Below are 13774 nucleotides of genomic sequence, written 5' to 3' on the forward strand. Positions count from 1 at the left end.
TTTTATCCCTGCACGACTTCAAGAGTTAAGTAAGAACGACGAATTTCATAGAGCATAATAGCTGTTGCTACTGCTAAATTAAGTGAATCGGCATGCCCACATTGTGGGATGCGCGCCAGCTTATGGCAGTGATTTACGAGAACATCTGATAAACCTTGTTGTTCATTTCCCATTAAAAGTATAATCGGACCATTTTTAAAATCAATTGTGCGGTAATCTACAGATCCTTTAAGGTGCGTACCAACGATCATCCCTTTAAAATGTGTAGACCAATTTAAAAAAGTACTTTCATTACAACGATAAAGTGGTACGGAAAATATAGATCCCATTGTTGCACGTACTGTTTCTAGTGAAAAGGGATCTGTTGTCTCTCCAATTAAAATAATTCCTTTGGCTCCTGCTGCATCAGCAGTACGGATGATAGTTCCAAGATTTCCAGGATCACGCACACGATCAAGGGCGATATAGACATCACTGATTTGTCTTATTATTTTTTCAATAGAGTGCCATTGTTGCTTAAAAATACCAATAACCGTTTGTGGATTATCGCGGTGGGTAATGGATTCCAGAACCTTTTGTGAGGCTTTAATTACAAAACCACCATTAGCTATAGTATTTGCAGCGGTATTTTCAATGGTGGAATTACTTAGTGAATTTTTAGAAACGATAAGTGTGTGAATTGTCCAACCAAGATTTAAAGCATCAATGACTAATTTTAACCCTTCTGCCATGAAGATATTTTCTCGATTACGATTTTTCTTTTTGTCTAGTGCTTTAAAATATTTAATAATAGGATTGCTAAGGGATGTAATTTCTTTCACTTTGCCGGTTTTTTGTTTACACATGTTCAAGCAATCCAACGGCTAAAAAGTGAAGTAGAAAGAGCTCGTCCAGCGGATTCTTCACGCAAAATCAATTCTCCTGACTCTATCGTACCACCAAGATTTATAAATGCATCACGCATTAAAGTATGAAACGTATAAAAGGAAGCACGAATAGAATAAACTGTGAGAACAACAGCAAGTGGTTTATTCGATAAGAGTTTGCGGCAGTTTTTAATCATGGCTGGTAAGTGATCAAACAATTGCCAAATTTCATTATGAGGTCCGCGTCCATAAGCAGGAGGATCAAGAAGAATCAAATCGTAGCTTTTTTGACGGCGTAATTCACGTTCAACAAATTTTATTGCATCGTCGCATATCCAGCGAATGGGACGATCTAATAATCCTGCTTTTTCTTGATTAGCTTTCGCCCAACTGATAGCTTTTTTAGAAGCATCAACATGGGTAACAATCGCACCTGAACGTGCACCAATGAGAGAAGCAATGCCTGTATAGCCAAAAAGATTTAATAATTTAACAGGACGATTGGTTTTAATAATTTGTTCTTCTAGTGAACGCCAATGAGCATCTTGTTCGGGAAAAACACCCACATGGCGAAAGGAAGTAAAACGTCCCAGAAAAGATAAGCCATTCCAAGAAAGTGGCCATGTTTCACCAAGAGGCTTTTTAGGAAAATACCAACGACCAACTCCTTCTTCATCTCGGTTACCTGTAAAAATTGCATCAACATTAGCCCAATTTTTCTGTGATAAAGCTGGTTGCCATAGCGCTTGACTTTCTGGCCGAATAATACGGTAGGAACCATAACGCTCCAATTTTTTTCCATTCCCAGAATCAATTAAAGCATAATCTGTGCTTGCACCTGTTTCTAAAATGAAAGGCAATTTCTCTTGTGGGTATACTTTATGAGAGTGTGGTTGGAAACATTGCACAGGCATATTGAGTGTCGTAATATATTGTCCTAAAAAGGGATTATTTTAAATATTCGTTGAAGTCCTTATGATGTTAAGAGCCGTAAGGTAATTAAACTATGTACAGGAAACAAGAGAAAACATCTTTAGATTTGTTATCTTTTGAGCACTATAGAAAAGATTTTGTTAGAGTGCTACCGTATTAGATTTATTAGCAATTGATATTTTTAATTTCTCTATTTGAGCTTTGCTTTCTTTTAAGGCTTTACGGTTTTTGTATTGTGCAAACCAATTGATTATACCGCTTAACAAAAGACCAAAACAAAAAAAAGTAAAAAGCCAAACAAAAAGAGGAGCTTGATAAGTAAAATGTTCAGAATTGTTTTGAAAAGGATTAAGCGTTAACATAACAACTTGGCGATTAGCAACGATAAAGCCAATCAAAAAAGCTGTAATAGGCGCCAAAATAACCGCTAAGAGAAAGCGTTTAATGATCATGGATTTACTCATTTATTAAGCCGGTCACGTAGATCTTTACCTGCTTTGAAAAAGGGAACCCATTTTTCTTCGACTATAACAGTTTCACCTGTTCGTGGATTGCGACCATTACGAGCTGAACGTGTTTTTATAGAAAAAGCACCGAAACCACGGAGTTCAACACGTTGACCATCAGCAAGAGCAGCTGAAATTTTTTCAAAAATAGCACTCACAACATTTTCTGCATCGCGCTGCATAAGATGCGGATTATGACGAGCAATAATTTGTACAAGTTCTGATTTAACCAAAATAGCCTCTCTTTCATACGAAAAAAGATTTTTGTTATAATTGTGTGTTTCATATATGCACGTTACATATATAAGATATGCATATTTCAATATATAAATCATTAAAAGTAAAATAAAGCCAGTAAAAGAAAGATTGCAATAAATAAAATTTAAAACATGCCTTATAAAAACTCTATAAATAAAAAAAGCGAAATATCTGGGAAATTAACAATATGACTGTGCGTAACCAATATGAATTTTTTTCTATAGAATCATCTTTTACCAATATTTTAAAAAAAACCTATTTTCATTCCCGTAAAGTTCGCTTGTTAAAAATTTGTTTACCATTTCTTGCATTGATTGTAGCATTAATTTTTTGTTGGTTCACATTTTTTTCTATTTCTTTTTCCTTTGATAAGGTGCTTTCGAGTCATGAAGAAGAGGAAATAGCACAATTAACAATGCTTAATCCAAGATTAGAAGGTTATACAAATTTTCATAAGCCTTACTGGATTAAAGCAGAAAAGGCGTTTCAAGATCGTAAGTCTTCTGGAATTATTGGGTTAAAGAATATTACAGCTGAAGTCCCTACAAAGGGACAGGGGCAAATTTTTATTGATGCACAAGGAGGAGTTTATGATAATATTAAAAGTCATTTACAATTCAATGAACCTTTTACGGTTACAACGAAAGATGGAATAATTGCAAAATTTATAGCTGCAAATATTGATTTATCTAAAAGCCAATTTAATACAGATCGGCCTGTGAATATTCAAAGTGCCAATTTTCATCTTATAGCAAATGCTCTGCAAGTTTGTGAGAAAGAGCAAGTTATGTATTTCCAAAAGGGGGTACGTATTGTTCTTGATAAGAAGGAAAAATAATAGAAGGAACTTGGAGTAGTGTTTATAGAAGGCGTATGTACATTTATACGAGAAAAAAAATTAAGAATGAAGACAAAAAAATCGTGTAAAGAACAGGTAAGTCTCTTAACTTTAAGTCTAGCGATATTGGGATCAATTAATGGATATGCTGCAGTCACTCATTTTGGAATCGATGGGTTAAATGGGCAAGAGCCAATGGAACTTTACGCAGATTCTTTAGAAATACGTGATAAGGAAGGCATTGCTGTTTTTAATGGCGATGTTTCAGTGATGCAGGGCGAACGACTTTTACGAACGTCAAAATTAGTTATTTATTATAATAAAGCACATATAACAGGTGGTACAAATCAGTTGAGGAAACAATCGATTTTTCCTGGAAAGATTGGTTCGACAGATATTCAAAAAGTAGAAGCCTTAGGTGAGGTTTATATAAAAATGGCAAAACAAACTGCTACGGGTGATAAAGCTATTTTTGATGGACAATCGAATATGATAATCTTAACAGGTAATAATGTTGTGTTGACTGATGGCGATAATGTCGCTCAAGGATGCATATTAACAGCGAATATGAAAATTGGAAAAACTTCTCTTGAAGGATGTAAGACTCCTGGAAAAAAGAATCGTGTTTCGATTATTTTAAAATCAAGCTCAAAGAATGGTCGTTAAGATTTCATGTTTGGAATCAAAAGAGAAAAAAAGACGGTTGAACACAACCTTACGAGTAGGGTTTTAAAAAAAAACTCAAATAGGACTTTGGTTGCTCATAATTTAGTTAAAGTTTATCGAGGAAGACAGGTTGTTGATCGTGTTTCTTTTAATATTCATGCTGGAGAAACTGTCGGTATTTTGGGTCCTAATGGTGCTGGCAAAACGACCTGTTTTTATATGGTTACAGGTTTAGTAAAATCCGATGGTGGTTCAATCGAGATTGATGGGTTTGATATTACCCATTTGCCAATGTATCGGCGTGCTCGTTTAGGGATTGGATATTTACCGCAAGAAGCTTCAATTTTTCGTGGTCTCTCAGTAGAAAATAATATTAAGGCTGTTTTGGAAGTAATTCAAAAAGATCGCTTTAAACGCCATGAAGAGTTGGATGCCCTTTTGCATGAATTCAAAATTGATCATTTACGAAAAATGCTCGCTCTTTCTTTATCGGGAGGTGAACGTAGGCGTCTTGAAATTGCACGCGCTTTAGCTTCTCGCCCCAACTTTATGTTGCTTGATGAACCTTTTGCAGGAATTGATCCCATCGCTATTTCTGATATTAAACAGCTTGTTCGTCATTTAACTCAACGTGGTATTGGCGTTTTAATAACGGATCATAATGTGCGTGAAACATTGGAGCTTGTTGATCGTGCTTATATTATTCACGCAGGAAAAGTGCTGGTTCATGGTTGTCCGAACGACATTATCAATAATGCTGATGTTCGTGAAATTTATTTGGGAGAGCAGTTTTCTCTTTAGTTTTTCCATTTCTATAGAATATTCAAGTTTAAAAATTATTGTCATATGATATATAAGTATTTCGTGACGATTAGAAAAAGAATAGTCTAATTCACTATAAAATTTTTAAACTTACAAAAGAATCATAGCTCATTTTAATGTTTTTATTTATAATAATTTCTTTTTTTTAAATTAAAGATCCTTTTTTATTTAGAGCGTATCTGATAATCTTTAAAAGCGACAAATTTTATTTTCGGGGCTCTTTCTGCTTCATAATTTAACGAAAAATGATTTTCTGCTAAAAAAACTGGATCACTGTCTAAATCATGCGCAATAGCGGATCGATGATGAGTAAGAAAATTTTGAAGTTCTTCTTTACTTTCTGCAGAAATCCAACGACATACGTTAAAACGCGATGATTCAAAACTCACAGGTAGAGAATATTCTACTTTAAGTCGTTCTGTTAAAACATCAATTTGCAAAGCACCAATAACACCAATAAGAGCTGGGGAACCATCATAAGGGATAAATAACTGTACGACTCCCTCTTCAGCCATTTGATGCAAAGCCTCTTTTAGTTTTTTTGCTTTCATCGGGTCACCTAAGTGAACGCGACGTAAAATTTCTGGTGCAAAATTTGGTACGCCTTTAAAGAGAATATCTTCTCCTTCAGTCAAGGTATCTCCAATACGCAAAGTTCCGTGGTTCGGAATACCTACTATATCACCAGCATACACTTGATCAGCAATTTGACGTGAACGCGCAAAGAAAAACTGCGGTGCTGAGAGTGTCATTGATTTTCCTGTTCGTACTAACTTCGTTTTCATACCGCGTTCAAGTGTTCCTGAACACACCCGCAAAAATGCAATACGATCACGATGATTGGGATCCATATTAGCTTGAATTTTAAAGACAAAACCGGTCATTTTGGGTTCAGTAACCACTACATTTCGTTGATCGGCTACCTGATCACGAGGGCTTGGACCAAAATCAATCAGGGCATTAATCAAATCACGGACACCAAAATTTCGTAAAGCTGAACCGAAATAAACAGGTGTCATATATCCTTCATAGAAAGCTTTAAGATTAAATTTCTTGCAAGCACTGCGAGCAAGCTCTACCCCTTCAATAAAGAGTGTTTGTTGATTTTCAGGAAGCAAATTTGCAACTTCGCGAAGATCAGAAATCGTTTGTGAAATAACCTCATGGTCTTGCTGGCGAAAACAATTATTATGAAGATCAAAAGTGCCAGTAAAATTCTTTCCTATACCAATAGGCCAAGTGATTGGAGCAGTATCAAGCGCAAGTTTTTCTTCAATTTCGTCTAAAATTTCTAAGGGATCACGGGCTTCACGGTCCATTTTGTTAACAAAAGTGACAATAGGGATATCACGCATTCGGCATACTTCAAACAGTTTGAGTGTTCTTGGCTCAATTCCGCGTGCTCCATCGAGTACCATAATTGCACTATCAACGGCTGTTAAAGTACGATATGTGTCATCCGAAAAATCCTCATGACCTGGGGTATCTAACAAATTAAAAATATGATTTTCATATTCAAATGTCATTACGGATGTAACAACAGAAATACCACGGTCGCGTTCAATATTCATCCAATCAGAACGGGTTTGAATACGGTCTTTTTTTGCTTTCACCTCACCAGCCAACTGAATAGCACCACCAAATAATAACAACTTTTCTGTTAAGGTTGTCTTTCCGGCATCAGGATGCGCGATGATTGCAAATGTACGCCGTCGTTTTACTTCTTGTGCTCTACATTCCATTATTTTTCTACCGATCGGGCAAGTGCTGTAGCAATGAGTGCACGTGTCTCATCAATTCCATACAGTGCTATAAATGATCCAAACCGTGGTCCTCGTTCTTGTCCTAAGAGTACTTCATAAAGCATTTGAAAAAAAACACTTGAAACACCAGGCCCCCCTTCTGGATTTTTTTTGCTATGGTCTTGATAGCATTCGGTTAAGCGTGCAACATCAAGAAGTGCATTTTGAAGAGTATCTCCATCAACAGTTTTCGGCAAACTCGCTAATTTTGTATCAATTTGAATCAATACTGAGCGTTCATTTTCATCAGCTGTACGAAATTTTTTATTTGGTTTTACGAATGTCTCAAAATATTTAAGAGCAAACTGTACTAACTGGTCAAGCATCGGATATATTTGCGCATTAGCTCCTTTAGCATAACGAGAAATAAATCCCCAAAGAACGTCTTTATTTTCAGCATTAGAAGCACTGACCAAATTCAACAGCATAGCAAAAGAAACAGGCAAATTGACCTGAGGAGGACATCCATGATGAATATGCCATACGGGATTATTAAGACGCTCTTTCCATTGCTGATGCTCATATGCTGAAAGATGTGCGTAATACTCATCAACAGTTTTTGGAATAACATCAAAATAAAGCCGTTTTGCTGTTTTTGGTTTTAAGAACATATAGAGTCCTAAACTTTCTGTTGGTGCATAAGTTAACCACTCATCAATAGTCAAACCATTTCCTTTAGATTTGGAAATTTTTTGTCCCTTATCATCCAAAAAAAGCTCATAATTAAATCCCTCAGGAGGCTGGCCACCAAGAATTTTGCAAATTTTAGAAGAAAGATTTGTTGAATCGATAAGATCTTTTCCTGCCATTTCGTAATCAATTCCGAGTGCAGTCCAGCGCATTGCCCAATCCACTTTCCACTGACACTTAACTTTTCCACCTGTAATTTCTGTTTCAATGGGCTCACCTGTTTCAGGTTCGATATAGGTTACAGTTCCTTTCTCAACATTTCGAGCAATCATTGGGACCTGTAATACTTTTCCAGAAAGTGGAGAAATAGGCAGAAAAAGTGAATAAGTTTCTTGTCGTTCTTTACCCAATGTTGGTAGAATGAGCTCCATAACCTTATCATAACAGGACAGTATTCTTAGAAGTGTTTCATCAAAACGACCAGAATGATAATAATCGGTAGCACTAGCAAATTCATAGTTGAAACCAAAACGGTCAAGGAAAGTACGCAAACGTGCATTATTAGCAGCTCCAAAAGAAGGATAATCATCTCCAAAAGGATCGGGGATACGGCTAAGCGGTTGACCAAGATAGTCTTCCATTTTTTTTCGATTAGGCACATTATCAGGAACTTTGCGCAAACCATCCATATCATCAGAAAAACAAAGAAGTTTTGTTTTAATTTTGTTTTCGGTAAGAATATGAAATGCATGACGTACCATAGTTGTACGTGCAACTTCCCCAAAAGTTCCAATATGTGGCAAGCCAGACGGTCCATAACCTGTTTCAAATAAGATATGCTCTGGGCAGCCAATTTTTTCATAGCGTTTGATAATTTTACGGGCTTCTTCAAACGGCCAAGCTTTTGATTGAGCAGCTGAATCTCTTAGTTCAGGTGAAAAGTTATAGGTACCATACGGATTGTGCATCATCTTTATCCCAAAAATAAATTACTTAATGACAAGGTGTATGATTGTTAAACTTTTTCGTCAATAATAGTCATCTAAAAGCAGAAAAAATCTTCTCATTTTTCCTTTATCATGATCAATACATACCTTATTTTCAGTTATAGCTTTCTTATCTTATGTAACTTAAAGTATTATAAACATGATTTATTCATTTGAATTATTGATGTTTTAGTTACCATTATCTTAGTTTTCTATTATATTAAAGATCATGAATCCTTTGGCATCAAACTAAAAATTGGATAATGACACATTTACTAAAAAATAAGATAAAGAAAATACGGAATTAAAGGTTTTTATATAAAAACCTTTTTTATGAATTTTATCAAGATGGGTTTATGGAGTTTTATAATTTCGAGGAACGGGCTGCTAATGTTCGTAAACGCAATGCATTCAATTTAATAAAACCTGCTGCATCTTTTTGATCATAAGCACCTTGGTCATTCTCAAAAGTCACCAACTTATCAGAATAAAGTGATTTTTCACTTTGACGTCCTTCAACAATTACATTTCCTTTATAAAGTTTTAGTGTTACTTCCCCTTCAACATTTTCTTGAGATAAATCAATCGCTGCTTGTAACATTTTACGCTCAGGTGAAAACCAAAAACCGTAATAAATAAGTTCTGCATAACGTGGCATTAATTCATCTTTCAGGTGAGCTGCACCACGATCCAGTGTTAAGGATTCCATTGCTCGGTGAGCAGTTAAAAGAATAGTTCCTCCTGGCGTTTCATAAATACCACGCGATTTCATACCCACAAAGCGATTTTCTACCAAATCTAATCGGCCAATACCATTTTTACATCCATAGCTATTTAATTGAGTTAACAAATCCGCGGGAGATAAAACTTTTCCATTAATTGAAATAGCATCTCCTTTTTTAAAACCAATTGTAATTATAGTTGCTTGATCTGGAGCAGCTTCTGGGGAAAGAGTACGCATATGCACATATTCAGGAGCAGAAACTGCTGGATCTTCTAAAATCTTTCCTTCTGATGAAGAATGCAATAAATTTGCATCTACTGAAAAAGGTGCTTCACCTTGTTTATCTTTCTCTACAGGAATTTGATGCGCATGCGCAAATTCAATCAAATCTGTTCGACTTTTAAAATTCCAATCACGCCAAGGAGCAATAATTTTAATATCAGGATTAAGAGCATAAGCAGAAAGTTCGAAGCGTACTTGATCATTGCCTTTTCCCGTTGCTCCATGAGCAATAGCATCTGCATTGGTTTTTTGGGCAATTTCAACGAGACGTTTTGAAATAAGTGGGCGAGCAATCGATGTTCCTAAAAGATAAGCTCCTTCATAAACCGCATTTGCTCGAAACATCGGGAATACAAAATCACGCACAAATTCTTCCCGTAAATCTTCAATATAAATTTCTTTAACGCCAAGCATTTCAGCTTTACGACGTGCAAGCTCCAGTTCTTCTCCTTGACCTAAATCTGCTGTAAAGGTTACAACTTCAGCTCCTAGTTCACTTTGCAACCATTTGAGAATGATTGATGTGTCCAGTCCCCCTGAATAAGCTAAAACAACTTTTTTAATCTCTTTCCATTTTTTCATTTTTAAGCTCTTATTATTATTTTCTCCCTTTATCTTTTACTCGGAAATCAAAGCCATGCAAGGAATGAAAATAAATTTTTAAAAACAACATAAAAAAGATGCAAAAAAATAAAAAACTATAAAGAGAAAATCGATAAAAGATATAAGTTACGCTCCTTATTTCTAAGCATAAAAGAAATTAGTATGTCATTTTTATCCAAATGGTCTATTGTTTTTAACGCATTCTAGCAACGTTATTTTTTCTTTCACTTTACGATTTAATATTATACTCTCATTAGAATGTACCATTACATAAAGTAAATAAGCTGCAATTATGTGCGCTTTCGTCTGTGCAACAGGTTTTATTCTCTAAGCTATGGCTATAGCCATTGATCTATCGGCATTTATTTTATATCATCACGCACTTTTATGATTTGCTTTTCAGGCCTTGCGTCAACACTTAATATTTTCAGAACGCCATAGTCTTAAATGCAACTATTTAACCAGTAATCCTAAAGTACTCTTTTTAACATAATGTTCTTACAATGATTGATTAATGCTCATGATCGTATGACTACATAAATGGCTAGTTTTAAGGATTTTTAAATATTTCTTTGTTCATTATAATTTCTATAGTTTTATGATAAGCAAATATTTAAAAATTTTCTGATCACTCTTTTTGCGATCGTTTTCTTGATTGATTCATTGCAGAAATTTTATTAGTTTTGCTCTACTCTCAACTTATCTTGAAAGATCCAGTTTATTCATTACCAATTATATTTTCAAGTCTTATCCGTTCAGATTTAGCTAAACGCTTTGAAGCTGATTTAAGCTGCCCACATGCGGCCAAAATATCACGTCCACGTGGCATGCGAATAGGTGAGGCATAACCTGCTTTATTAATGATATCAGCGAAACGTTCGATTTGTTCCCAATCAGAACATTGATAATTACTTCCAGGCCATGGATTAAAAGGAATCAAATTGATTTTAGCAGGAATACCTTTAAGCAATTGAATTAATTTTCTCGCATCATCTAAACTATCATTTACATTTTTCAGCATAACATATTCAAATGTAATTCTCTTAGCATTTGAAAGGCCAGGATAATTACGGCAAGCTTTCATTAACAAAGCAAGAGGGTATTTTTTATTAATTGGAACAAGAATATCTCGCAATGTATCATGTACTGCGTGGAGCGAAATTGCTAACATAACGCCAATTTCTTTTCCTGTTCGTATAATTCCAGGAATTACTCCACTCGTTGAAAGAGTAATACGACGTTTCGATAAAGAAAGCCCATTTCCATCGGAAGCAATTAATAAAGCTTTTTTAACTGCTTCAAAATTATAAAGCGGTTCACCCATACCCATCATAACAATATTAGTAATTTTACGTCCTTCAATTGGGATATTTGCGCCATCAGGTGTCTTCTTATCAGGAAAATCACCTAAACAATCACGGGCAACCAATAATTGCACTAAAATTTCTTCAACTGTTAGATTACGAACAAGTTTTTGTGTTCCCGTATGACAAAAAGAACACGTTAATGTGCATCCTACCTGAGATGAAATACACAAAGTACCACGCCCTTCTTCAGGGATATAAACCGTTTCAATTTCAACAGGTTTCCCAGCTCCAGAAGCTGGAAATCGTAAAAGCCATTTACGAGTACCATCTTGTGATATTTGTTCTGCAACAATTTCTGGACGCGCAATAGAAAAATGCTCTTTGAGCATCTCCCGCATTGGCTTAGAAATATTTAACATTTCATCAAAATGAGAAACTCCACGCACATAAAGCCAATGCCAAATTTGACGTACACGCATTTGCGTTTGATGTTCTGGAACACCAATTGCCTGTAAAGCCTGTGCTATTTCATCGTGTGATAAGCCAATTAAAGGTAATTTAGATTGTTTCGTTACTATAATATTCTTTGCTTTTAATATTTGATATGTTTCAATAGATTTAAGGTCATGTGAAATGGCCATGGTTTTCCATTTTATCAGCTATTTTAGAATTATAAATATTTAGTGACATTTTTGTGCCATATTTAACGCAGCTTTCACTCCCTTTAAAGAGTAAGTATAGGTAGTGTGAGTTCCTCGTTTTGAGATAGCTCTCACTGTCATGTCCGCTCCTGAACGCATAGCAGCAACAAGCTGTTTTTCCATTCCTGATGATGTTAACCAAGCAGATGAATCTTTTGTAAAAAAGTCAAAATTTTTATCTTTAATAGTGACAGTAACTTTTGATCCCTCTTTAAGTGGATAACCAGCCATAAATTGTGGTTCAAACGAAACAGGAGAATTAGAACGTTTGGTTACCAAAAAGAAATTATCACCGTGTTTAACAGTTGTTGGATCTACCTTTAAAGGAACTGATAATATATAACAAATCATATTATCTGGTGCTTTATAAGAATAAGCTCCCCAGGCTTCAAATTGTTGTAAACGATTTGGTGTTTGTGCCCAAGCCGAACCAACAACAGTCATAATCATAGTGCATACAACAGTAAAAATTTTTTTCAACATCTTAATCTCGCTTACTTTTTTATTTTTTAAAAAATTTCTTTACATTAGCAAAGTTTAATAAAGGTCGAAGTAATATATAAGGTAATTTTTTTAATTGTTTACAAAAGAAATATTATTTTAGTCAAAATAAGTCTTTCTTTCAATTGTGATCTTTTAGTCATTACTAAAGCATGAATTTTTTATTCAATAGCTAGATTTTTTAAAATATTCTCAATTAATCTGATAAAATTTTATATAAAAGTTCGATATTTTTTTTAATATGACTTCATATTAAAACAAAAAAAATATTGAGTTTTTTCTATAAAATTCTTAGCTGGACTTATTTTTTCTCAAATATATTTAGCCATTTTTCCTGAAAAATCGCAGTATCATTTCCTATATTTGTTGATTCCAATTTCTCATAGTGTAAAATAATCTTAATAAATAGCTGTTCATCAAGATTTATTGGCATAGTAGCTTTTTAGCTGAAATTTGTAAATTTTTTAAATATCTACATACTTACTTAATCAAGAGTAATTCTAAAGATTTTTGACATTTACGTATATATTTATTTTTTAATTTATAATAGATAAAAAACAATTACGATGTGAGCGGCTTAAAAGTTAATTTAAGTAAAAATTGAAAAAACAAAGAAACATTAACTATTGTAGCTATATCAAAAATAACAACTATTATCCAATGTATTTATCATTTTTAAAGTTTAATAAACAACTCAATATCTTTTAAATGATTTTTTTCTTAAATTGTTTTTATACAGCCGATATAGAGTAAACTAAAACAAAAGTGTATTTTCAAAATTCGTATTTTTCAGAAAATATAAGCTCATAATCTTATCTGCTATTTATTATAAATTATGATCAATTTGTGAAGAATTTTAGTAGTTTAAGTCTACAATCGTAGAGAATTTTAAATGAAAAGGAGCACTTTAAGCTCCTTTCTTTTAGAAAAAGAGTCACGAGGAAATTTAACCAAGACTATTTTTAATCCATTCAACAAGATGTCCTTTAGACGTAGCACCAACTTTATTGGATGATACTTTTCCATTTGTAAACATTAATAAAGTAGGAATCGATCTTATTCCATATTGCGTAGCTAAGTCTGGATTTTCATCAATGTTAATTTTAGCGACTTTAATCTGGCTTTGCATTTCTGTTGCAATTTCATCAAGGATTGGTGCAATGCTTTTGCAAGGACCACACCACTCTGCCCAAAAATCAACAACAACAGGAAGAGGAGAAGTGAGAACTTCATTTTCAAAATTGCTACTATCAATTTTTATACATGTCATTGATTTATCCTTTACTGCTTTTATAAATGAGTATGAATTATTTATGTGAAGTTATTGTAAAAATAAATTATAACAGATT

General features: G+C 34.1%; 13 protein-coding genes. 3 read left to right on the forward strand and 10 right to left on the reverse strand.

Annotated elements, in window-relative coordinates:
• Nucleotides 1–2: 2 nt before the first annotated feature.
• The 4 genes from Bra60_RS06595 to Bra60_RS06610 all read right to left on the reverse strand — a co-directional run bounded on the left by Bra60_RS06595 (nucleotide 3) and on the right by Bra60_RS06610 (nucleotide 2538).
• Nucleotides 3–845, reverse strand: coding sequence for a TrmH family RNA methyltransferase (locus Bra60_RS06595; RefSeq protein WP_078688150.1), 843 nt, complete (start codon nucleotides 843–845; stop codon nucleotides 3–5).
• A gap of 2 nt (nucleotides 846–847) precedes the next feature.
• On the reverse strand, nucleotides 848–1780 hold the full coding sequence (locus Bra60_RS06600; protein WP_035006400.1) for a class I SAM-dependent methyltransferase: 933 nt from the start codon (nucleotides 1778–1780) through the stop codon (nucleotides 848–850).
• Nucleotides 1781–1939: 159 nt separating this feature from the next.
• The gene (locus Bra60_RS06605) at nucleotides 1940–2251 is read right to left on the reverse strand and encodes a LapA family protein (RefSeq protein WP_078688151.1); all 312 of its coding nucleotides are present in this window, start codon (nucleotides 2249–2251) and stop codon (nucleotides 1940–1942) included.
• Between the two features lie 8 nt (nucleotides 2252–2259).
• Nucleotides 2260–2538: an integration host factor subunit beta gene (locus Bra60_RS06610; protein ID WP_078688152.1), complete on the reverse strand. Its 279-nt coding sequence runs from the start codon at nucleotides 2536–2538 to the stop codon at nucleotides 2260–2262.
• 212 nt (nucleotides 2539–2750) lie between these two features.
• Between Bra60_RS06610 and lptC the strand changes: the two genes are divergently transcribed.
• From lptC to lptB, 3 genes are all read left to right on the forward strand, one after another.
• Nucleotides 2751–3401, forward strand: a complete 651-nt coding sequence (gene lptC, locus Bra60_RS06615) for an LPS export ABC transporter periplasmic protein LptC (protein ID WP_078688153.1) — start codon at nucleotides 2751–2753, stop codon at nucleotides 3399–3401.
• Nucleotides 3402–3467: 66 nt separating this feature from the next.
• Nucleotides 3468–4067, forward strand: a complete 600-nt coding sequence (locus Bra60_RS06620; RefSeq protein ID WP_078688154.1) for an LptA/OstA family protein — start codon at nucleotides 3468–3470, stop codon at nucleotides 4065–4067.
• A 6-nt stretch (nucleotides 4068–4073) separates the two neighbouring features.
• Nucleotides 4074–4868 (forward strand): LPS export ABC transporter ATP-binding protein, encoded by a 795-nt coding sequence (lptB, locus tag Bra60_RS06625; RefSeq protein WP_078688155.1) that lies wholly within the window; start codon nucleotides 4074–4076, stop codon nucleotides 4866–4868.
• Nucleotides 4869–5053: 185 nt separating this feature from the next.
• On the opposite strand, the gene Bra60_RS06630 is transcribed toward lptB, so the two are convergent.
• From Bra60_RS06630 to trxA, 6 genes are all read right to left on the reverse strand, one after another.
• Nucleotides 5054–6631, reverse strand: a complete 1578-nt coding sequence (locus tag Bra60_RS06630) for a peptide chain release factor 3 (RefSeq protein ID WP_078688156.1) — start codon at nucleotides 6629–6631, stop codon at nucleotides 5054–5056.
• Nucleotides 6631–8289, reverse strand: coding sequence for a lysine--tRNA ligase (locus tag Bra60_RS06635; RefSeq protein ID WP_371326068.1), 1659 nt, complete (start codon nucleotides 8287–8289; stop codon nucleotides 6631–6633). Before Bra60_RS06635 ends, Bra60_RS06630 begins: the two co-directional genes overlap by 1 nt.
• A gap of 382 nt (nucleotides 8290–8671) precedes the next feature.
• The gene (locus Bra60_RS06640; RefSeq protein ID WP_078673446.1) at nucleotides 8672–9895 is read right to left on the reverse strand and encodes an argininosuccinate synthase; all 1224 of its coding nucleotides are present in this window, start codon (nucleotides 9893–9895) and stop codon (nucleotides 8672–8674) included.
• A 739-nt stretch (nucleotides 9896–10634) separates the two neighbouring features.
• A complete protein-coding gene (rlmN, locus tag Bra60_RS06645; RefSeq protein ID WP_078688158.1) occupies nucleotides 10635–11864 on the reverse strand; it encodes a 23S rRNA (adenine(2503)-C(2))-methyltransferase RlmN in 1230 nt (409 codons plus the stop codon).
• A gap of 39 nt (nucleotides 11865–11903) precedes the next feature.
• On the reverse strand, nucleotides 11904–12407 hold the full coding sequence (locus Bra60_RS06650) for an invasion associated locus B family protein (protein ID WP_078688159.1): 504 nt from the start codon (nucleotides 12405–12407) through the stop codon (nucleotides 11904–11906).
• A 964-nt stretch (nucleotides 12408–13371) separates the two neighbouring features.
• Entirely contained in the window at nucleotides 13372–13695 is a 324-nt protein-coding gene (gene trxA, locus Bra60_RS06655; RefSeq protein ID WP_078673449.1) for a thioredoxin, read from the reverse strand.
• Between the last annotated feature and the right edge of the window lie 79 nt (nucleotides 13696–13774).

The sequence above is a fragment of the Bartonella sp. Raccoon60 genome (assembly GCF_002022585.1).
In the GTDB taxonomy this organism is placed as follows: domain Bacteria; phylum Pseudomonadota; class Alphaproteobacteria; order Rhizobiales; family Rhizobiaceae; genus Bartonella; species Bartonella rochalimae.

Excerpts from the sequence above, each read along its gene's own strand:
- Bra60_RS06595 (WP_078688150.1), bottom strand. The coding sequence starts at position 845 with ATGTGTAAACAAAAAACCGGCAAAGTGAAAGAAATTACATCCCTTAGC.
- Bra60_RS06640 (WP_078673446.1), bottom strand. The coding sequence starts at position 9,895 with ATGAAAAAATGGAAAGAGATTAAAAAAGTTGTTTTAGCTTATTCAGGG.
- rlmN (WP_078688158.1), bottom strand. The coding sequence starts at position 11,864 with ATGGCCATTTCACATGACCTTAAATCTATTGAAACATATCAAATATTA.
- trxA (WP_078673449.1), bottom strand. The coding sequence starts at position 13,695 with ATGACATGTATAAAAATTGATAGTAGCAATTTTGAAAATGAAGTTCTC.
- lptC (WP_078688153.1), top strand. The coding sequence starts at position 2,751 with ATGACTGTGCGTAACCAATATGAATTTTTTTCTATAGAATCATCTTTT.
- Bra60_RS06605 (WP_078688151.1), bottom strand. The coding sequence starts at position 2,251 with ATGATCATTAAACGCTTTCTCTTAGCGGTTATTTTGGCGCCTATTACA.
- Bra60_RS06620 (WP_078688154.1), top strand. The coding sequence starts at position 3,468 with ATGAAGACAAAAAAATCGTGTAAAGAACAGGTAAGTCTCTTAACTTTA.
- Bra60_RS06635 (WP_371326068.1), bottom strand. The coding sequence starts at position 8,289 with ATGCACAATCCGTATGGTACCTATAACTTTTCACCTGAACTAAGAGAT.
- Bra60_RS06600 (WP_035006400.1), bottom strand. The coding sequence starts at position 1,780 with ATGCCTGTGCAATGTTTCCAACCACACTCTCATAAAGTATACCCACAA.
- Bra60_RS06630 (WP_078688156.1), bottom strand. The coding sequence starts at position 6,631 with ATGGAATGTAGAGCACAAGAAGTAAAACGACGGCGTACATTTGCAATC.
- lptB (WP_078688155.1), top strand. The coding sequence starts at position 4,074 with ATGTTTGGAATCAAAAGAGAAAAAAAGACGGTTGAACACAACCTTACG.
- Bra60_RS06650 (WP_078688159.1), bottom strand. The coding sequence starts at position 12,407 with ATGTTGAAAAAAATTTTTACTGTTGTATGCACTATGATTATGACTGTT.